Source organism: Candidatus Jettenia sp. AMX1, assembly GCF_030263775.1.
Taxonomy (GTDB): Bacteria; Planctomycetota; Brocadiia; order Brocadiales; family Brocadiaceae; genus Jettenia; species Jettenia caeni.
In genome coordinates this window covers 45,813-65,017 of record NZ_SZPP01000004.1, presented here as the reverse complement: position 1 = coordinate 65,017, position 19,205 = coordinate 45,813, and the positions used below count along the sequence as shown (strand labels likewise).

Genomic DNA, 19,205 nt, shown 5'->3' with positions numbered 1-19,205 from the left:
AACAATGGAAACAATGGAAACTGAAGTTAAAAAGATACCTATTCGTGATACCCCAAATCTTAGCGAAAAAATTAAGGAGGAATGCGATTTTATGAACAGCACAAGTTACAGCTTAGTGGCTACCTTTGTTCTTGAGGATTTGCTATACCTTATTTTTCAACGGCAGATTCAAAATGTTTAAGGTGGTTTCAAACGGGAAAATATGCATAACTGTCCTTTATAAGATTTAGGAGGATTAAGCTATGGCTGAGAGAATTACATCAATAAAAGAATTAGACTTTACACCTCAGGAAAAGGCCTTCCCATCACCCGGTGATTGGCGTGATCTTTTCATCTATTTTTTACTGGCAGACCGGTTTGATGATAACAAGGAGAATATTCCAGCCTACGATCCTGCAAGCGCACCCAGGGGGAGAGACCCGGAACAGGGCGGGGTTTTCCAGGGAGGAAATATCAAGGGTATTATTCGCCGTCTTGATTATATTCGCGGGTTGGGCGCCAATGCGATATGGCTGAGTCCCGTATTGAAAAATCGTCAGGAGAGAATGGATAGTTATCATGGATATGGTATCCAGGATTTCCTGGAGGTAGATCCGCGGTTCGGTACGAAGCAGGATTTACAAGAGTTAGTCCGTCAAGCTCATAAAAAAGGTATGTACGTTATTCTTGATATTATCATTAATCATACCGGTGACAATTGGGCATATCCTGGTGATTATCCTTATTACTATTGGAGGGAAGCGCCAGGCCCGTTTGACTTTGGCTTCTGGCGGGAAGCCGACTCAACGCCGGGTTTCCAGAAAGGTGATGCTGTGTGGCCACAGGAGCTTCAACACCAGGGATATTATAAAAGAAGAGGACAGATCAGGGATTGGAATGATCCTGACGAAGCCGTACATGGAGACTTTGTGAGCCTGAAGGAATTGGATATTGCTCAGCCTGAGGTATTAGATACCCTTATCAAGGCCTATAAGTACTGGATTGCGGTTGCGGATATTGACGGGTTTCGGGTAGATACGGTAAAACATATTGAGAACAGCGCAACCGCTATCTTTTGCAATGCAGTGCGTGAATATGCGAAACGTATCGGTAAACAGAATTTCTTTCTCTTTGGTGAAGTAGTCGCTGATGATCCAACCCTGGAGCGCTATATTGGACGTAACAGCCGCATAGAAGGAACGAATGAACGGTTCCCTTCTCTGGATGCCTGCCTGGATTTCCCCCTGTATTTTATGCTGGAAGAGGTTATCAAAGGCCTCGCCAACCCCTCAGGTTTGCGTGAGCGTTACGAGCGGTTCAGGACCATGTATGCAGATCATGGAGCTGCGGGCCAGTACTTTGTGACATTCGTAGACAACCACGATCAGATGGCCAGGCCTTACCGCCGTTTTATGCATGGTAACCCTCATCCGAAACAAGCTGTCCTTGCCCTTGGGTATCTGCTGACCAGCCAGGGTGTGCCTTGCATGTATTATGGGACGGAACAAGGTTTTGATGGGGGCGGGGATAACGACCGCTACATCAGAGAATGTATGTTTGGCGGTCAATGGGGCGCCTTTGACAGTACCGGACGTCATTTTTTTAATAAGAATCACCCGATATATCAGGGCATCGCCGGCATAGCATCTGTTCGGCAGCGCGAACCGGCGTTACGCTATGGCAGACAATATTTCCGGGAGATTTCCGGGAACGGAGTAGACTTCGGATATCCTATTGACGGGAAATGCGTACTGGCGTATTCAAGGATACTTGATGATTGTGAAATCCTTATCGCCCTGAATCTGGATGCCAGTCCCAGGAATGATTTTATCACGATCGATATCAATCTGAACCCGGCAGGACAGAAGATGGTCAACCTGCTTGCTCCTGAAAAACAGGTAACTGTGGAACAGAGAGGTCAAAGGCATGCCGTTAAGGTACCGCTTGATGGCCACGAGTTGGTTATTTTAAAGAGATCCGGATCTTTCTAATATTTGAATAAAACCTGATGATTTCCTTAATACCTGAATTTTATAATGAGGCACAAGCTTATAGTGATCCATGATTGAAACCGGACAGCATATAACGAGACGAAGTTTTGTAAATCACATGCTCTCCGGTATCGTGATCAATATTTAATACAGGAATTTCAATTCTGTAGGGCAACCCTTCAGGGTTGCTATCCCCGTGCACATATTTAAGCGGGTCGGCAAGGCTAAAGCCTTGTCCTACATCTGGGAACTCAGTGTTTATCTGTGTTCTTCTGTGTCCAACTGCAATTTTTCGGTAACACCATTTTCGGAGGGAGTGACAGCTATGGCAACAAAGAAGAAAGAGGCAAGGCGTATCCTGGATGCCCGGCCTGATACGCTTGATTTCCGGGATAAGATGTATGTGGCAACATTGATGGAAGTGCCAATACATATCGACCTTAGTGACTATAGACTATGGCAGGTGCCAATTCTTGACCAGGGGAATGAAGGCGCTTGTACCGGCTTTGGTCTGGCTACTGTGGCAAATTATCTGTTGCGTAAGCGGAGAGTGATGCCGGATGATATGTCAGTAAGTCCGCGCATGTTTTATGAAATGGCAAAACGTTACGATGAGTGGCCGGGAGAAGATTATGAGGGCTCCAGCGCCCGCGGGGCGATGAAGGGCTGGCATAAGCATGGGGTTTGTGCCGAAACAATTTGGCCGTATGATACCCGGCAGTCAGATCAACACCTGAATGATGAACGGGTAAGCGATGCTTCCAGGCGACCGCTTGGCGCTTATTACCGGGTTAACCACAAGGACCTGGTCGCCATGCATACCGTCCTTGCTGAGGTGGGGATTCTCTATGCTACTGCCGTTGTGCATGAGGGATGGAATATGATCGATGCTGATGGAATAATTCCTCCTGACGATACCATCCTGGGGGGACATGCCTTTGCCATCGTGGCTTATGATGGACGGGGCTTTTGGATCCAAAACTCCTGGGGAGTAAACTGGGGAAGGGAAGGATTTGCCCTGATCACCTACGATGATTGGCTGGAACACGGGACTGATGTTTGGGTGGCGAGATTAGGTGCGCCGGTTACACTCCGCACCGCAAAAGCCACTGCTACCAGTCAATCAGCCGCGGCCAGACAGTCTGAGACGTACGCCTTCCGGGATATCCGTCCGCACATTATCAGTATTGGTAACGATGGACTTCTCAGAACACACGGCACCTATGGCACATCAGAAGCAGATGTTGCATCAATTTTTCGTGAAGACTTTCCGCGTATCACGGAAAAGTGGCGTAAAAGGCGAATCCTTCTGTATGCACACGGAGGACTCACGAATGAATCTTCCGCTATACAGCGTGTTGCCGATTACCGCACTGCGCTGCTGGAAGAGGAGGTTTATCCGCTTGCGTTCATCTGGAAGACCGATTTTTGGACAACGCTGACTAATATATTGAAAGATGCTGTAAGCAGGCGGCGTCCCGAAGGTTTTCTGGATGCAACCAAAGATTTCATGCTGAACCGGCTGGATGATGCCCTGGAGCCAATGGTACGAATGCTTGGCGGAAAGCTCCATTGGGATGAGATGAAGGAGAACGCAGTTGGCGCGACCGTTGAGAGCAGGGGGGGCGCCCGTATTGCAGCCAGATATTTGACAGAGTTAGCAAAAGATTCTTCTGTTGAAATCCATGTAGCAGGACATAGCGCGGGTGGCATCTTTCATGCGCCGCTCGTCCAGTTGTTGGCTGCGGAGGGAAAGATTACTTCAGGCCCGATGAAGGGGAAGCGTGGTTATGGGCTTAAGGTTGCATCTTGTACCCTGTGGGCTCCGGCGTGCACAACCGAACTATTCAAACAAACCTATTTACCGGTTATTCAGGAAGGGAATATAGGGCATTTTACTTTATTTACCCTTACGGATGATGCGGAGCAGGACGATCATTGTGCTTCTGTGTATAATAAATCACTCCTCTATTTAGTTTCCAATGCCCTGGAGGATAAGCCGCGCATACCCCTGTTCAGGGATGGCGAGGCACTTCTCGGTATGGAAAAATTTGTCGGGGCTGACGACGATCTCGTCAAGCGTTTTGATACAAAGAAAGTCCAGTGGATCCTTTCTCCCAACAATGCTTCGCCAGGCACGCCGGACCACTCGACAGCAACCAGCCATGGTGACTTTGACGATGATAAACCGACCCTGCGTGCTACACTTGCCCGCATACTTCAGGAGCCGGAGGTAACGGCGCAGTTTACCATTCATCGCTCTGCATCTTCTCTGAGTGATAGGCGTAAAATACTTGCGTAAAGATTTGGGGGAGGGAGGAGAAAACAGTATCCTTGTATCAATGTTTGTAAAGTACATGGTCAACAGAGTTCAAGTTCAGCAAAAAATCCAAAAGCTAGTTTTGGGTGGCACTGACAAACCCTGTTTGTCGGTGTTTTCTCTTCCCTATCCTTGTGTATATTCAAACAAGCACGGACAAACCAGTTTGTCCGCGCCGCCCGTTCTGGATGGCATCGCAAAACCTCAAATTTCCCCTCTGACTTGTAGGTAATAATGAGCTTATTAGAGGAAAAAAATGGACGTATATTCTTCTTTTTCGAAGGGTGTCTCCGCCTCTCTTAAGGAGCGATATTCTTAGCTTGATGCATATGTCCCTAATCCATCCCAGGAGAGGGAATAAAAAGTCCCCTCTTGGGAGGGGATTCAGGGGTGGGTAAAAAAGAACAGCCGTTGGGTTTTATCTTTTAAAACCCAACTTAATGTAAACGTTTCGGGAATTCCAATGTTCTGTTGTAGGGGCAGGTTTAAAACCTGCCCCTACGTCTGATCACAAACAAAGTCGCCGAAGGCCTGTTTTATATTCGCTCTTCTTGTATTCTTCCTTAGAAAAAGAAAATCCTTTGAGTTCATGATTCTGTAAGGATATACTAAAGAACTATGAATTTCCGATTCACAAAAGCTGAACACTTAACCCTGAACAGGGAGTTTGAAAGGGTTTTTCATGAGGGCAAGGTATTTAAAAACGCTATGGTTGTTCTCTACGTTGCCCCCAATAACCAGCAAATTTCCCGTTTAGGATTGGTAGTAAGTAAAAAGGTGGGAAATGCCGTACGGCGCAACCGCGCCAAACGGCTGCTCAGGGAAGTATACCGGTTGAACAAGCATATACTAACTATACCGGTTGACATCATCGCCATTCCCCGGCACCCTTTCTCATCCGATATAAAACTATCGGATATTGAGAATGGATTTAAAAAATTATTACTGCAAATAAACAATGAAGTTCATTATCATTAAACTCATTCAGGCTTACCAGTTTGTTATCTCACCCCTTTTGCTCCCCTCCTGCCGTTACGATCCTACATGCTCCCAATACATGATAGATGCTGTAAGAAAGAAGGGTATTCTGCGGGGTATATGCCTTGGGATATGGCGTATATTAAGGTGCCACCCGTTTGGCGGCTCCGGGTATGACCCTGTAGAATAAATACCGTTTCTTCGTGGTGTTCTAAAGATGTGGGTAAGGATAAGGCTAGCAAGAGGGGAATAAGAGGTGTGTTTCAAGAAAAGTATGGTATAAAATCAAATAGTTTATCTGTCTTTTGTTAAAGTTCTGAAAAAAACAGAAGACAAACACCCCATGATTGCCTCTTCTCTCGGGATTCCCTATTCTCTTTATATTTTCTTATTGATTTTCTCAATTGATATCCCTATATTACCGAACGAGTTGTTCTTTAGGAAGTTTCCTGTTAAAGGCAGTATCCAACTTTTATAAGGATCTCTATGCTCGAAAAGTTTCGGGTAGCAAAATTCAGGTTCACCGTCTGTGCCAAAGAACCGATACGCTTTCCTGCCTATCCGGGAGCCGTATTTTATAGTAGCTTTGGGTACGCCTTTAAGCGGGTTGTTTGCGCCATCAGGGGCAAGGAATGCAATGGCTGTCTCCTTAAGCGGAAGTGCATCTATTCCTACATCTTCGAGACCCCGCCTCCCGGAAGACGCAAAAATGCTCCATCTCCACCCAAAGGTACCGCACCCTTCATCATCGAGCATCTAATTGCCGAAAAACAATCCTTTGCCTCCATCGAGAAATTTCCCTTCCCTGTAATCTTCACGGGTCAGATGTGGTATTTACAAAAAGTGGATCTGTCAAGAAAATATAAAAAATGAAAGACATCCTTATTTGCGTAGCAGGCGCTACCCCTCAGATTATTACAGAAACAATGTATGCGCTATCCAGAAATATCCCCCCTGTATTTATTAGGGAATTATATATCATAACAACCTCCTATGGTAAACAACTGATTACCGATATCCTTATCAAACAAGGTATACTCAGGCGACTTATAGAGGAATATAAACTTCCCGATATATCCTTTACCGAGGACTGCCTTGTCGTAATAAAAAGCCATGATGGCGCTCCATTGCAAGATATAAGGGATAATAAAGAGAATGAGGCGGCCGGGGACATCATAACGGGATTTATCAGAGAAAAGGCAAAAGACTTAACGATAAGGATTCATTGTTCTATTGCCGGAGGCCGTAAGACCATGGGGTTCTATCTTGGTGGCGCGTTGCAGCTCTTTGGAAGGCCATGGGACAAGCTGTATCACGTTCTGGTAAGGCCAGAATTCGAAAGTAATCCCGACTTCTTCTATCCTCCCAGGAAACCGAAACTGATACCATGCAGGATGCCTGACGGAACCAAAAAAGAAATAAGCACAGATATGGCTGGTGTCCAGTTAGCAGAGCTGCCATTCATCCGCCTGAAGGAAAAGTTACACCTGGGCAGTAATAGTTTTAGAGATCTCGTCCATCAGGGACAGGAAAGGATAGATACGGCGCTGGTACAGGAACCTCTCAGGGTGAATCTGCGTGACAGGTCACTCGAAATCGGCGACAGGATTATTTATCTCACGCCGATGGAGCTATCCCTTTACCTAATACTTATGGAGCAAAAGCTGTATCACTGCCGGCAACCGGAAAGGAAATACTGCCTCGAATGTATTGATTGTTATACCCCGATAGGGTATCTGATGGGCAGGGAAGCATTGAAGACCTTTGTCGCATGTTATGAGAAGATATTCGGTAAGAATTCTTTGAGGAATTCTGAGCTTTATGAAAAGTATATAAGAAAGGGAGGTATTCCACCCAAAATAATACGGCAGACTATCAGTAAGATAAGAAGAGAAATAGAAGATGGTATTCGGGACAAAAACCTTGTCCCCTTTTATACGATAACGTCTGCCGGCAGCTATGGTAGTACACAGTATGGACTAAGGTTGGAGAAGAGAAAGATGGTCATAGAATAAAAACAACAGGACGCTGATAAGTGTCTTAAAACGTATTTTTACCATTTTCTGCAAAAATTTACGAATAACGATTTGAGGTTTACGATTTTTGGATAATAAGAAATATTTCCGAAATATTTCTTATGTTGAGTTTTAACACGTTATGGTGAAAAATGTCTAATGAAAACATGAAAAACAGGAAACAGGTAACATCTGATAATAGAGAAACTTTTATTCCGAGGTGGCACGAACAAACCATGTCCCCGTATGCCTTGAACGGGGATCATTTGTCCGTGTCATATATGTCATATGTACGTAATGTAGAAACTAACACTGACAACGGAAACTAATTACTGTTTGCTAGCTACTTTTCAATATGGAGGAAGATATGGATGAAAGGCGAAAAAGGGAATATCAGACTGTTATGCTTGCAGCATTGCTACATGATATTGGCAAGTTTTTAAATCGTGCAGATGTAAGAAAAAAACATCCACTCTTTTCCGCAGACTATGTTTCGAGTGATGAATTTAAAAAACGGATTGGCAAGAATTGGGTTGATTTTGACTTGTTGAAAATCTTGGTTCAGCGACACCATGAATATTCCCGAATGCCCGATGAATTGTTAGTTCAAAAAATTGAAGATACTCATGCAAGAGCATTGGCATATATTGTTAGCCGAGCCGATAGCTATTCCTCAAGCGAAAGGCTTGGCGAAGAACCATCTGAATTGGATTTTAAAAATGCAAGATTAAGGTCTATTTTAACAAGGGTTGATATCGAGAAAGGACAACCAATTCCACAATACTATAATATGCAGAAGTTATTACCAAAAGCTGCATTTCCCATTTCCATTAATGAACTTTCGCAGTTAAGTTACAGTTATGAAAAACTGCATGGGGAGTTTGGGAAATCTTTTCTAAATTTTATGCCAAAAGATTTTGATGCTCTCTTCAATGGTTACTTATCACTCCTTGAAGAATTTTTATGGTGCGTTCCAAGTGATACACGGGATAAATTTAACGATATCTCTCTTTACGATCATCTTTCAACAACATCAGCCATTGCGGCATGTCTTTATCAATACCATTACAGTAATTTTGATGAAAAAGAAATTATCAATAATAGTAAGGACAAATTCATGCTTATTGCCGGCGATCTCTCCGGCATCCAGAAGTTTATATTCGAAATCGGCTCATCAAACCCCAAAAAATTGAGTAAGATACTCAGAGGACGTTCTTTCTATCTTTCCCTTTTAACAGAAGTGGCCTCTATTAAGATATTAAGAAGACTCAATCTTCCAATAAGTTGCCGGATTATGAACGCGGGTGGACGATTCGTCCTAATTGTGCCCAATACACCGTTTGCAAAAGAGGCAGTTCCTAAATTAAAGCAAGAGATTGATACCTGGTTTTATCAGCAATTTCTTGGCAAACTCTCTTTAAATATTGCCTGCGACATTGCGCTTTCCGGAGAAGATTTTGGTTCAGAAAAATTCTCACAAAAATATAAGGAGTTGGGACAGGCAGTAGAATTATCTAAGAAAAAACGGTTTTTGGATATTGTAATGAGTAACGAAGGAATGATAGGCGCTGCAATGCGAAATGCCTTTGCGTCTTTGCAAGAAAAAGGCACATGTGAATTTTGCAAGATATATCCAAAGGATAGCGGTAAAGAACGCTGTCAGATGTGCACTAATTCAGAAAATCTGGGAGAAGAACTTGTATCCAAACCGCTTTTATACTTTTACGAGGGAGAAGGCAAGGGTGAATTTGATTTAATGGGATATAGTCTTTCTTTTAAAGTTAAAGGCAATGACTGGATACTTTTGGAGAGAATCGGAGATGAAGAAAGCAACAAAAATGAGGGATTTATAAGACGATACATCTCAAACTATATCCCTGAAACGAGTGAAGACGATATCGATTTAAACAATGAACATCCGGATGAAGGAAATACACTCTGTAAATATTGTGGAAATTCCTGCAAACTTGAAGGAGACGGTGAAGAAAATATTCCCATAAGAAAGCAATTGGTGGCAAAATATCTAACGTTTCAGTGCATATCAGCTTCAGCAGTTAGAGATAATAATGGTAAAGGTGTTGACCATCTTGCAATTATCAAGGCAGATGTGGATGATCTGGGTTTTATATTTAGCAATGGGTTGAGAGATGCCTTTTCCATATCGAGATATGCAAGTCTGTCGAGGATGTTGAATTACTTCTTCACCGGCTGGCTCATAGAAGAAATAAGAGAAAAATTCCCCATGACCTACACTGTTTACGCTGGTGGTGACGATTTACTCATGATTGCACCATGGGAAGATGCGTTTAGGTTTGGTCGTCAGATTGGAGTTAAGTTCAAATCCTATGTTGGAGGGAATCCCAATATAACCATATCCATGGGCATTAATCTAATGCGTCCGGGCAGTCCAGTCAAATTGGCAACGAAAGGCGCTGATGACAATCTTGATAAATCAAAAGAAGCGGATGGAAAAAACAGCATTACCGTATTTGACACAACAGTAAAATGGGATGAACTCCGAGAGTTAGAGGAGTTCATGAAGGCATTAAATAACGCCTTTAATGAGGAGGATGCAAAAGTCAACGCATCCTTTCTCTACAGGTTGTTGAAATATCATGAGATGTATTTGTCATCAGAGGATGGAATTGTCGAGGGACTCAAATTCCATTCCCTTATGACAAGGGATGTGCGAAGAAATATTGAAAAGAAGAACAAGCAAGGAAATGTCCTAAATCAAATTTTTCTCGATATGTTAAGCCCATTGTATATAGTAGGAACTGGATTTAATAAAACACTTATGAATAACCTTAAAATACCTGTATTTTGGACGCTTTATAAAAATAGAGGAGGTGGGAGATAATGGATATCCCAAAAGAAATAATGGATAAATTTGGTAGTAAGGATAAACAAAATCATGTTGGTAAAAATTTTCAAAATCAACAATACCGTTCTGATAAAAAGGGTATGCGGGCAGAACAACCAACTAAAACGGCAGAGATTGTTTTCAGAGCCAATGGACAGCTAAGAAGAGATCTTTTAACCACTGATGCAGAAAATTGGTCAAATTTGCTTTATGATAACGGATTTGGTGTCACACCCACCGCACTAAGAAATTTTTATAACGAAGTTAAGGCGTTGCAATCACAAATAGAAGCGGGTGGATTCCAATCTAACGAGGCAATGGTAGGACTTTTAAAGTCTAAGGCTGCTTACGCATACGCAAGGGCAGAAAACAAACGGAAAACAGGTTTTGGACATTTAAAAAGTATGATTGAACAAGGTTCTGATCTTAGTAAATCTGAAAGAGACTTTAATGATTTTGCTCTTTTTTTTGAGGCAGTAATGGGCTTTTTTAAAGGGAGATAAAGATATGGAATTTAAAGAATACAAGACAGTGACTGGCATTATTCAATGTGTGAGTGGTCTTAGAATCGGAGGTTCTAAGGATACTATTGAAATTGGAGGTATGGATAATCCGATTATAAGAAATCCACTAGATAAATTTCCATATATCCCAGGTTCATCTATTAAAGGTAAAATCCGTTCACTTCTCGAATGGGAGATAGATGGTAAATTAGGCAAAAATGGCAATGTACATCAATTTAAGGATTGCAATAAAGATGTAAACTGTCCTATATGTAGGATATTTGGAGTAACAGATGATGAGGTTAACTTTGGTCCTGGTAGGGCAATTTTCAGAGATGGGTGGGTTACTGAATCTTCAAAAGATAAATTAAAAAAACTCCAACTTAAAAAAGGTCTCCTGTATGTCGAAGAAAAAACGGAGACGGCCATTGATCGCCTCAAAGGTAAAGCAAAAACAGGTAGTTTACGTCAATATGAACGTGTTCCTGCTGGTACCGACTTTTCATTCCGCATAGATTACCGTGTGTTTGATATAAACGACAAAGGAGAAACAGACGAGACAAATTTTCAATGGCTTCTTCATGGTCTATGGCTTTTGGAACAAGATGCGCTTGGAGGCTCAGGAAGCAGAGGATACGGGCAGATACAGTTCGGCATTTCTAAAGATGGAAAGTTTATACCCGGTAACGTGTTTGTAGATAACAAAGAGGAAGAGATTAAGGATCGCTATCAAGAAATCACAGGCAAGAATAAGAGGACATAAAAATGGCAAGATACAGGCTAATTATCAATCCTTGCTCACCATTTCAAACGCCACTACATTCTGATACCCTATTCGGCCATATTTGCTGGGCGTTGAGGTATCTAAAGGGAGAAAATGAACTTCTCAAATTTCTCAAGACATTTAATGAAAATAACGCCTCGTTGATTTTGTCGTCAGGTTTTCCTAAAGATTTTCTTCCCATGCCTGTTTTACGTCCACTTTCCATTGCAGAAGAAAATGAGTTATGGCAGGAATACAAGAAAGGAAGCCAGACAAGGCTTGAATTTACTGGAGAATTGAAGTTATTCAAAAAGTTATCGTATATAGAAATAACTGCTATGGAAATGCTCAAAAACAATCTCTCATGCTATTATCTCTATACGAAACATTTGCATGGTGAAATCCTTCTTGAAAATAAGGATATTTTTAAACTTGAACAGATGGAAGTCTGGCATAACTCAAAAAATCGGTTAACAGACAGGGTTGTAGAAGGTAAGTTGTTTGCTAAAGAGGATACTTTCTATAAAGAGGGTATGGAACTATGCGTCTATATTGAGGATACTTATTTTGGAGCAAATGGCCTAAATGAGATATTTGATTTTATTGCAAGAAGTGGTTACGGTGCTGATAAGTCAGTTGGAAGAGGGGCATTTAACTATAAGCTTATTGAAGGATGGGATTTGCCAGAGTCCGACAATCCAAATGGTTTTATGACGATTTCCCATTATCATCCCAAGCATAGAGATTTTCACGACTGCTTTTACGATACATCAACAAAGTTTGGCAAAATTGGTGGACACTGGGCTTCGGGTATTGATGGTGGACCATATAAAATGCCTGTACTCATGTTAAACCCCGGCTCTGTATTTGTAACTAACAATCAAAAATCTTTTTATGGCAGTTTGATACCAAATGTTCATAAACAAAAAGATATTGTCCATTACGGTATTGCTCTTCCGTTAAAAGTGAGGGTTATATGAATTATCCAAGACAGGAAACATATAAGATTAAGGCAGAGATATTAACCCCTGTACACATAGGGGATGGTACAGAGTTAGAACCACTCGAATATGTGATAAAGGACAGATTTTATAAGGTGAATATGGAAGAGTGGCTTTCAACACTTTCGGATAAAAAAACAGAAGAATTCAAGAAATTGACTGGCAAAGATTATGCTCAGAAAACCACCTTGGTAGCATTAAGGACGTTTGTGAGAAATATTATAGACATTGGAAAATATACTGAGTGGACTGTAAATGTAAGCAACGAAGCTAAAAAGAAATATGAAGAAAAGTTTGATGAGCCTGAAAACCAGTTGTCCATGTCGCCGTTTATCAGAACAGGTAGCAAGCCATTTTTACCAGGTTCATCAATTAAAGGAGCGTTAAGAACGGCTTACCTGAATTTCTTAAAAGGAAAAACTCCGGTAAAAGAGAAAAATAGGGCAGATTTGATAGAGGGTGAATTATTTAAGGCAAATATTGAAGGACGGGACGGAAGGATAAGATTTGATATTGATAAAGACCCATTTCGTGCTATCAAGATTAAAGATGTTTTCCTTCCAGAAAATGCTACCTTTTTTGGAGAGGTTACAAACTATAAAAAAAAGGATGGACGTATCAATCCAACTACTATTCAGATACTGTCTGAGGTAACATATGGCAGTCTCATTGGTAAACCGGTTTCAATCGAACTTGAAATAAGCCTTGATAAAAAAGTGTTGTGCAACCGAGAGTGTAGTATAGACAAAATGCATGAAACTGTTAATCTAAAAAGTCTTTTGGAAGCATGTGACAATTTTTACAAGAACGCTCTTAATGAGGAAAAGGATAAATTTTTAAGTGGTATTAGCGGCGGAGAGGTAATTAGCAAGGTTTATCAACAAATTCTTGATTATGCCAAAGGCGGTTATCTCTTTCGACTTGGTTGGGGTAGCGGTCTTATGTCCATGACAATTGCTCAGGAACTCAGGACTGAGAGAAAATATGGAAAATCAAAGCATCTTGTTATGGGTAAATATCCGATGGGATTCTTAAAATTATCAGTAAGTAATAAAGTTACATCTAAATAGATATGGATACAAAAGTACCAAATATGACTGAAGTTGGGAGTAGAAATATTGTTGTAATATCTAATTACTATCTTGAATAAAAGCATAAATATTTATAAAATATTTATGCTATTTTCAAGCATATTATTGTGGAGAATTTATATGTCAAGAACAACCATAACATTGCCAAATTCCTTACTGGATGAATTAATGTCAACTGTTCAGGCAAAGAGCAAAACGGAAGCGGTGATAAAAGCAATAAAAGATGAAATACGCATGAAAAAGACCGAAAAGATAAAGTCTATGGCAGGCAAGATGGAATTTATAAAACCTGCCGATAAACTCAGGCATGAAGATGAAAGACTCGGATAAGGTTCTCGTAGACACCTCTGCATGGATCGAGTTCTTCAGGAAGAAAGCCCCTTACCATAAAGCCGTTCTGGAATTGATAGACAGCACTCGCATTTGCTGTACCGGTATTGTGCTTGCCGGGTTGATACAGGGCGCAAAGTCACAGCAGGAAGTTGATGTACTGAAGGAATTCTTACAGGTATTTGACTTTCTTCCTGATTCTACCGAATTGTGGGAAAAGGCTGGAGAATTGTCCCGTGTACTCCGTCAGAAAGGGAAAACCATTGGGCTTTCATACTGCTACATTTCTGTGGTGGTACATGCAAACAATGTACAGCTTTTAACCCTGGATAAACACTTTGAGATTATCGGAAAAGAGATTGAATTAAATCTTTATTCTTTTACATAATGTATAACGAAAACGAATTAACACAAATGAAAGATGTCCTTCAAAAACTCAGCAAAGAAGGCAAAATCCGCCTTGCAATCCTCTACGGTTCATATGCAAGAGGGACACCCCACATAAGGTCCGATATTGATCTTGCAGTTTTTATAAATGCAAAGGACACGGAAGAAGAGATTGAAATAATTGACAAAATTCTTATGTCTGCTGAACGAGATATATCCATCCTGAGGCTCGATGATGAAGACGAATCACCCTTTGTCATCCAGGAAGCGTTGAAAGGAATACACCTGGCAGAACCTGATCACAATACACTCTATGAAATTGCACGCAGAGTACTTCATGAGACAGAAGAAATTCGTTTCAGGAAGATGTTAAAAGGATAATAATTTACCACCAAGGTCACAAAGAGTACAGAGAAACAATGAAAAGAAATTTAGAGAATTTATTCTATGGTTGATAGCAAAATAGATCGCCTCTTTGCATTTATTAGTGAAACAATCGGTTATTTCCTTTCCAGATTAGAAGGCGTCGATAGAGATGTTTACTTTGCTGATAGAGACAGAAGGAACATTCTTGATAAGAGCATCAACGACATTATCCTCTGTCTTACAGACATCGCCGAGGAATGTTTAAAGAAAAACAAAAGAAATGTACCCGATACTTACAAGGATACTATTCTTGCCTGCCATGAGTTTGCAGGAGATATTGTCTTAAAAATCGCGCCATTAGTGAAACACCGCAATGAAACAATACATCAGTATTTAAGGGTAAACTGGCAAAACATTATGGTTGTGAAGAACAGGATTGGCGAAATAAAAGAATTTGTGGACAAAACGAAAAAACTTTTCATTGACTAAAGGTGGCACGGACAAACTTCGTTTGTCCGTGCGTCTTGAATGAGGATATGACCTCTCCATACTTGTTTGAACATGTATATTGCTGTGGATGATAAAACACTGACAAACAGAGTTTGTCAGTGCCACCCTGTAGCCGTATAAAATAAAAGATAATATACCATTGAATAACAATTCCCCTCAACATAAGAAAACTATTCGCCATTATAACGTTCCTTGCCATGCACATTTTTTAACGTTTTCCTGCTATCAGTGTCTTCCTTTGTTGAGTAAAGATAGAACGAGAAATTGGCTTATTGAATCAATTATCACAGTTAAAGAGAAATACCAATATGCCCTGTGGGCATATGTAATCATGCCAGAGCATGCTCATCTATTGGTTTATCCGTTAGTCGAAAATTACAACATTTCTCTGTTCTTAAAGGCTATTAAACAGTCAGTTGCCAGAAGGGCGAAACATTATCTGGAAGAACATGATTGTAATTGGCGGGACAAATTAACGATTAAATTTGGATCAAGAGATGTTTTTAGATTCTGGCAAGCCGGTCCGGGCTACGACCGAAATATCACAAGCAAAGATGAACTTTTTGAGAAGATTCACTATGTGCATGGGAATCCGGTACGCAGAGGGCTTGTCCTTAATCCACAAGAATGGAAGTGGTCAAGTGCAGGTTGGTATGCAGGGGAAAGAGATGTTGTTTTGGCTGTTGATGAAATGAATCTTTAACTAGCGAATAAGGGTGGCACGGACAAACTTGTTTGTCCGTGCGTATTGAGTAGAGATATGGTTTATCCGTGCTTGTTTGAACATACACATTGCTATGGATGATAAAGCACTGACAAACACAGTTTGTCAGTGCCACCCTGAAAGTTGACATAAAGAGAAGGGTTTGTGGATAAGGTGAGAATTTCTTAATTGATTAGAAAGGGTGGCATGGACAAACTTTGTTTGTCCATGCATACTTGGATATTTAACGTTTCTATGGAATACACTGGAGATAACAAAATGATCAAGGCTATGATAATCTCTGTGGGCGGAACGCCGGCACCGATTATAAAATCCATTACAGAATACCGGCCGGAATTTGTATCTTTCTTTGCCTCCCAGAATACCTGCGACCAGGTGTCAGAGATTAAAAAAGGGATAAACGGGGCGGGATATACCATAAAAAACGAAATAACCCTGGTCGATGATGTCAACGACCTCTATCACTGTTTCAGCAAGGCGGAAGAGGCGGTAAGAAGGGTACGGTCTAAGGGATTTAACAACGAAGAGGTTATTGTGGATTATACCGGCGGGACAAAGAATATGTCCGTTGCCCTCTCCCTTTCCGCCATTACACACGGTTTCAGCTTTTCTTATGTGGGCGGTACAGAAAGGACAAAGGACGGTGTGGGGATCGTCCTTGACGGCAAGGAAAAGGTATATAAGAGTGTCAATCCCTGGGACTTCCTCGCCATAGATGAACGGAAGAAGATATCCTTCCTGTTTAATACCAACCAGTTCAAGGCGGCGAAGGAGTTGACCGATGAAGTATTGAGGAGGAGTACCAAATACAAAACGGTATTTAAAAAATTGGGCTTTCTTATTGACGGATACTATAGCTGGGATCTGTTCAGACACGGCGATGCAAAGGGAAAATTTGAAAGGGCAAGGATGGAAGACCTGCTTGAGGTCGATGACGAATCTATAAAATCTTTTGCTAAAGCCACCCTTCAGTTAAAACCTTCCTATGAATCTCTGGCGCAGATGCAAAAGCAGCCCGACAGATTATTTATCCTGGACTTATTCTCAAATGCAGAAAGACGTTTTGAGGAAGGAAAGATAGATGATGCTGTAGTACGGCTCTACAGGATCGTTGAAATGCTCGCCCAGGAAAGGTTACAGAACAAGTATAGGATAGACACGGGCAATGTGAGTGAGGAAAAAATACCGCAACAGATGAGGGATGAATTTGTCAGTAAATACAAAGATAAAAAAGACGGAAAAATAAAGGCGCCACAAAATGCCGCATTTGGATTACTTGAAGCGCTGGGTGATGATCTGGGTAAGGAATTTAACAAACATCTGCCACAATTCCGCCAGATTCAATCCCAGAGAAATAATTTGTATCTTGTCCATGGATTTGCCTGCGCACCGGAAAATACCTACCTGAAATTCAAGGAGTTCATTCTTGATCTCAACATATTTAAACCGGAAGAGGTAATTGTATTTCCCAGGCTCAATATATAAAAGGGTACCTCTTATAAATTAAGCTGCCATTGGCAGCGACTTTTTGAATGCACGGCACATGACGGTTAAAAACAACCCCCTTGCCCCCTTTGTTAAGGGGGATTCAGGGGGTTGTTGGTATGCTATGACACAAACTCTGAATTTCCTAAACATTAAACTAGGCCTTCGACGACTTTGTTTGCAGCCACACGGAGGGGGTGAATGGAAATTAACACTGTCAGGGTTCTCAACCCTGACAGTGTTCTGTGATTTCAACAAACATTGAAAGTCCTAAACATAAACATTAAAAAAATATAACCCATGAAGATACCTTATAAACGCTTTACTTTTATCATGGAGGCTGAAGAGGAAATACATCTCCCTTCATATAAAGGGTCTACCTTCAGGGGGGCATTTGGCGCGCAGTTCAAAAAAGTTGTTTGCGCCCTGAAGAAAGAAGATTGCCGTGACTGCCTGCTCAAACAAAGATGCGTCTATGCATATGTCTTTGAATCCCATTCACCGGATGATGCCAACATACTTGGCAAGGTAAATTCTATTCCTCATCCGTTTATCATAGAACCACCGGAAGAGGAGAAACAAAGGTATCTTGCAGGACAAACGTTTTCCGTTGGCCTGATACTCATTGGCGAGGCGATACAATATCTGCCTTATTTTATCTACACCTTTGACCTGCTGGGGAGAAATGGCATCGGCAGGGGAAGGGGAAATTGCCGGCTACAAGAGGTACACACGGTCAGCCCTCAGGGCGATACTCAATTAATCTACTGTTCAAAAACCCGTAAAGTCGAATCCTTCAGCAAAGAATGCATAGATTTAAGTCAACCTATCCTCTCGGTAATGGAAGGAAGTGTTTCAAACGCTATACAAAACACTCCTGAAGAAATTACCCTGAGATTTCTCACGCCCACCCGTCTCAAGTATGATGGCAAACTTATGATTGATCTGGAATTTCATATCTTCATCAGGCAGCTTCTGAGGAGATTATTTTTGATCAGGCATTACTATTGTAAAGATAGTTTGCCAGAGGCCGGATTACCCGGTGAAGGATATCATCGCATACTCATAGACGACGCACGCTCAATAGGTATAAAGGTGTCAAATCTCCAATGGTGCGACTGGGAACGGTATTCCCGCAGGCAGGATACCAGGATGAAACTCGGTGGATTTGTGGGAGATATCGTATATAAGGGTTCTATTTCACCTTTTTATCCTTTTATAGAGGCAGGGAAGATACTCCATGTTGGTAAGGGAACGAGTTTTGGGCTGGGAAAGTATATAGTCGTGGATTGAAATGTTTCTGAAATATTTCTTTTTTTGCGTTCTGATGATAGCGATGACATAATGTAAAAAGACTTAACCACAAAGAACACAGAGAAAACCACAAAGGACACTAAGATAAAACCTTTGTGCTCTTTGTGTTTGAACTTTGTGTTTTTTGTGGTCAAACCCTGTGTCCTTTGTGGTTAACGGAACACCATGACAGAAAACGAACTTTCACGTAAAATCATAGGGATAGCAATAGAAGTTCATAATGCGCTTGGTCCTGGTTTGCTGGAAAGCGCATACAAAGAGTGTATGTATTACAAAATTGGTAAATCAGGACTTTTTGTCGAAAAAGAAAAACCGATTCCAGTGTTTTTTGAAGAAGTAAGATTAGAGTGTGGTTACCGGATGGATTTGTTGGTAGAGAATACATTGGTAATCGAAATAAAAAGCGTAGACGCATTACATAACATTCACCTTGCACAGACTCTTACCTATTTGAAGTTAGGAAATTACAAATTGGGGTTACTGATGAATTTTAATGTTGTCAAATTAAAAGACGGTATACAAAGGGTAATAAACGGAACTTTATGAACTCTGTTTAATGCTTTGTGTCCTCTGTGGTTAAACTCT

Annotated in this window: 20 protein-coding genes; all 20 read left to right on the top strand. The window is 41.3% G+C overall.

Going from position 1 to position 19,205, the window contains the following annotated elements; all coding sequences use genetic code 11:
• Positions 1 to 4 precede the first annotated feature (4 nt).
• The 20 genes from FBQ94_RS01555 (at position 5) to FBQ94_RS01460 (ending at position 19,166) form a co-directional block, all read left to right on the top strand.
• Entirely contained in the window at positions 5 to 181 is a 177-nt protein-coding gene (locus FBQ94_RS01555; RefSeq protein ID WP_007222517.1) for a hypothetical protein, read from the top strand.
• A 61-nt stretch (positions 182 to 242) separates the two neighbouring features.
• Positions 243 to 1,970 (top strand): alpha-amylase family glycosyl hydrolase, encoded by a 1,728-nt coding sequence (locus tag FBQ94_RS01550; RefSeq protein WP_007222516.1) that lies wholly within the window; start codon positions 243 to 245, stop codon positions 1,968 to 1,970.
• Between the two features lie 325 nt (positions 1,971 to 2,295).
• Positions 2,296 to 4,272 (top strand): C1 family peptidase, encoded by a 1,977-nt coding sequence (locus tag FBQ94_RS01545; protein WP_007222515.1) that lies wholly within the window; start codon positions 2,296 to 2,298, stop codon positions 4,270 to 4,272.
• A gap of 636 nt (positions 4,273 to 4,908) precedes the next feature.
• The gene (gene rnpA / locus FBQ94_RS01540; RefSeq protein ID WP_007222513.1) at positions 4,909 to 5,268 is read left to right on the top strand and encodes a ribonuclease P protein component; all 360 of its coding nucleotides are present in this window, start codon (positions 4,909 to 4,911) and stop codon (positions 5,266 to 5,268) included.
• A complete protein-coding gene (yidD, locus tag FBQ94_RS01535; RefSeq protein WP_007222512.1) occupies positions 5,249 to 5,458 on the top strand; it encodes a membrane protein insertion efficiency factor YidD in 210 nt (69 codons plus the stop codon). Before rnpA ends, yidD begins: the two co-directional genes overlap by 20 nt.
• Positions 5,459 to 5,754: 296 nt before the next feature.
• On the top strand, positions 5,755 to 6,141 hold the full coding sequence (locus FBQ94_RS17620; protein WP_502872682.1) for a hypothetical protein: 387 nt from the start codon (positions 5,755 to 5,757) through the stop codon (positions 6,139 to 6,141).
• Entirely contained in the window at positions 6,138 to 7,283 is a 1,146-nt protein-coding gene (gene csm6, locus FBQ94_RS01525) for a CRISPR-associated ring nuclease Csm6 (RefSeq protein ID WP_007222511.1), read from the top strand. The genes FBQ94_RS17620 and csm6 overlap by 4 nt, the downstream gene beginning before the upstream one ends.
• Positions 7,284 to 7,650: 367 nt before the next feature.
• Positions 7,651 to 10,143 (top strand): type III-A CRISPR-associated protein Cas10/Csm1, encoded by a 2,493-nt coding sequence (gene cas10 / locus FBQ94_RS01520; protein WP_007222510.1) that lies wholly within the window; start codon positions 7,651 to 7,653, stop codon positions 10,141 to 10,143.
• Entirely contained in the window at positions 10,143 to 10,649 is a 507-nt protein-coding gene (csm2, locus tag FBQ94_RS01515) for a type III-A CRISPR-associated protein Csm2 (RefSeq protein WP_007222509.1), read from the top strand. The genes cas10 and csm2 overlap by 1 nt, the downstream gene beginning before the upstream one ends.
• Before the next feature lie 4 nt (positions 10,650 to 10,653).
• Complete coding sequence (gene csm3 / locus FBQ94_RS01510) at positions 10,654 to 11,412, top strand: type III-A CRISPR-associated RAMP protein Csm3 (RefSeq protein WP_007222508.1); 759 nt, start codon at positions 10,654 to 10,656, stop codon at positions 11,410 to 11,412.
• 2 nt (positions 11,413 to 11,414) lie between these two features.
• On the top strand, positions 11,415 to 12,392 hold the full coding sequence (gene csm4 / locus FBQ94_RS01505) for a type III-A CRISPR-associated RAMP protein Csm4 (RefSeq protein WP_007222507.1): 978 nt from the start codon (positions 11,415 to 11,417) through the stop codon (positions 12,390 to 12,392).
• The gene (csm5, locus tag FBQ94_RS01500; RefSeq protein ID WP_007222506.1) at positions 12,389 to 13,483 is read left to right on the top strand and encodes a type III-A CRISPR-associated RAMP protein Csm5; all 1,095 of its coding nucleotides are present in this window, start codon (positions 12,389 to 12,391) and stop codon (positions 13,481 to 13,483) included. The genes csm4 and csm5 overlap by 4 nt, the downstream gene beginning before the upstream one ends.
• Before the next feature lie 141 nt (positions 13,484 to 13,624).
• Positions 13,625 to 13,834, top strand: a complete 210-nt coding sequence (locus FBQ94_RS01495) for a hypothetical protein (protein WP_007222505.1) — start codon at positions 13,625 to 13,627, stop codon at positions 13,832 to 13,834.
• Positions 13,818 to 14,222, top strand: a complete 405-nt coding sequence (gene vapC, locus FBQ94_RS01490; protein ID WP_007222504.1) for a type II toxin-antitoxin system VapC family toxin — start codon at positions 13,818 to 13,820, stop codon at positions 14,220 to 14,222. Before FBQ94_RS01495 ends, vapC begins: the two co-directional genes overlap by 17 nt.
• A 26-nt stretch (positions 14,223 to 14,248) precedes the next feature.
• Positions 14,249 to 14,602 carry a nucleotidyltransferase domain-containing protein gene (locus FBQ94_RS01485; protein WP_007222503.1) on the top strand — a complete coding sequence of 118 codons (354 nt, stop codon included), beginning with the start codon at positions 14,249 to 14,251 and terminating at the stop codon, positions 14,600 to 14,602.
• A 66-nt stretch (positions 14,603 to 14,668) separates the two neighbouring features.
• A complete protein-coding gene (locus tag FBQ94_RS01480; RefSeq protein ID WP_007222502.1) occupies positions 14,669 to 15,076 on the top strand; it encodes a HepT-like ribonuclease domain-containing protein in 408 nt (135 codons plus the stop codon).
• 160 nt (positions 15,077 to 15,236) lie between these two features.
• On the top strand, positions 15,237 to 15,800 hold the full coding sequence (locus tag FBQ94_RS01475; protein WP_007222501.1) for an REP-associated tyrosine transposase: 564 nt from the start codon (positions 15,237 to 15,239) through the stop codon (positions 15,798 to 15,800).
• Positions 15,801 to 16,079: 279 nt separating this feature from the next.
• Positions 16,080 to 17,306 (top strand): TIGR02710 family CRISPR-associated CARF protein, encoded by a 1,227-nt coding sequence (locus tag FBQ94_RS01470; protein WP_007222500.1) that lies wholly within the window; start codon positions 16,080 to 16,082, stop codon positions 17,304 to 17,306.
• Between the two features lie 300 nt (positions 17,307 to 17,606).
• Positions 17,607 to 18,599, top strand: a complete 993-nt coding sequence (cas6, locus tag FBQ94_RS01465) for a CRISPR system precrRNA processing endoribonuclease RAMP protein Cas6 (protein WP_007222499.1) — start codon at positions 17,607 to 17,609, stop codon at positions 18,597 to 18,599.
• Positions 18,600 to 18,785: 186 nt separating this feature from the next.
• Positions 18,786 to 19,166, top strand: a complete 381-nt coding sequence (locus tag FBQ94_RS01460) for a GxxExxY protein (RefSeq protein WP_007222498.1) — start codon at positions 18,786 to 18,788, stop codon at positions 19,164 to 19,166.
• Positions 19,167 to 19,205 lie beyond the last annotated feature (39 nt).

Bases quoted from the DNA above. Each gene is read 5' to 3' on its own strand.
- FBQ94_RS01545 (WP_007222515.1), top strand. From the start codon at position 2,296: ATGGCAACAAAGAAGAAAGAGGCAAGGCGTATCCTGGATGCCCGGCCT.
- csm5 (WP_007222506.1), top strand. From the start codon at position 12,389: ATGAATTATCCAAGACAGGAAACATATAAGATTAAGGCAGAGATATTA.
- FBQ94_RS01485 (WP_007222503.1), top strand. From the start codon at position 14,249: ATGAAAGATGTCCTTCAAAAACTCAGCAAAGAAGGCAAAATCCGCCTT.
- csm4 (WP_007222507.1), top strand. From the start codon at position 11,415: ATGGCAAGATACAGGCTAATTATCAATCCTTGCTCACCATTTCAAACG.
- csm6 (WP_007222511.1), top strand. From the start codon at position 6,138: ATGAAAGACATCCTTATTTGCGTAGCAGGCGCTACCCCTCAGATTATT.
- cas6 (WP_007222499.1), top strand. From the start codon at position 17,607: ATGAAGATACCTTATAAACGCTTTACTTTTATCATGGAGGCTGAAGAG.
- FBQ94_RS01555 (WP_007222517.1), top strand. From the start codon at position 5: ATGGAAACAATGGAAACTGAAGTTAAAAAGATACCTATTCGTGATACC.
- cas10 (WP_007222510.1), top strand. From the start codon at position 7,651: ATGGATGAAAGGCGAAAAAGGGAATATCAGACTGTTATGCTTGCAGCA.
- rnpA (WP_007222513.1), top strand. From the start codon at position 4,909: ATGAATTTCCGATTCACAAAAGCTGAACACTTAACCCTGAACAGGGAG.
- FBQ94_RS01460 (WP_007222498.1), top strand. From the start codon at position 18,786: ATGACAGAAAACGAACTTTCACGTAAAATCATAGGGATAGCAATAGAA.
- FBQ94_RS01495 (WP_007222505.1), top strand. From the start codon at position 13,625: ATGTCAAGAACAACCATAACATTGCCAAATTCCTTACTGGATGAATTA.
- vapC (WP_007222504.1), top strand. From the start codon at position 13,818: ATGAAAGACTCGGATAAGGTTCTCGTAGACACCTCTGCATGGATCGAG.
- csm2 (WP_007222509.1), top strand. From the start codon at position 10,143: ATGGATATCCCAAAAGAAATAATGGATAAATTTGGTAGTAAGGATAAA.
- yidD (WP_007222512.1), top strand. From the start codon at position 5,249: ATGAAGTTCATTATCATTAAACTCATTCAGGCTTACCAGTTTGTTATC.
- FBQ94_RS17620 (WP_502872682.1), top strand. From the start codon at position 5,755: ATGCTCGAAAAGTTTCGGGTAGCAAAATTCAGGTTCACCGTCTGTGCC.
- FBQ94_RS01550 (WP_007222516.1), top strand. From the start codon at position 243: ATGGCTGAGAGAATTACATCAATAAAAGAATTAGACTTTACACCTCAG.
- csm3 (WP_007222508.1), top strand. From the start codon at position 10,654: ATGGAATTTAAAGAATACAAGACAGTGACTGGCATTATTCAATGTGTG.
- FBQ94_RS01470 (WP_007222500.1), top strand. From the start codon at position 16,080: ATGATCAAGGCTATGATAATCTCTGTGGGCGGAACGCCGGCACCGATT.
- FBQ94_RS01480 (WP_007222502.1), top strand. From the start codon at position 14,669: ATGGTTGATAGCAAAATAGATCGCCTCTTTGCATTTATTAGTGAAACA.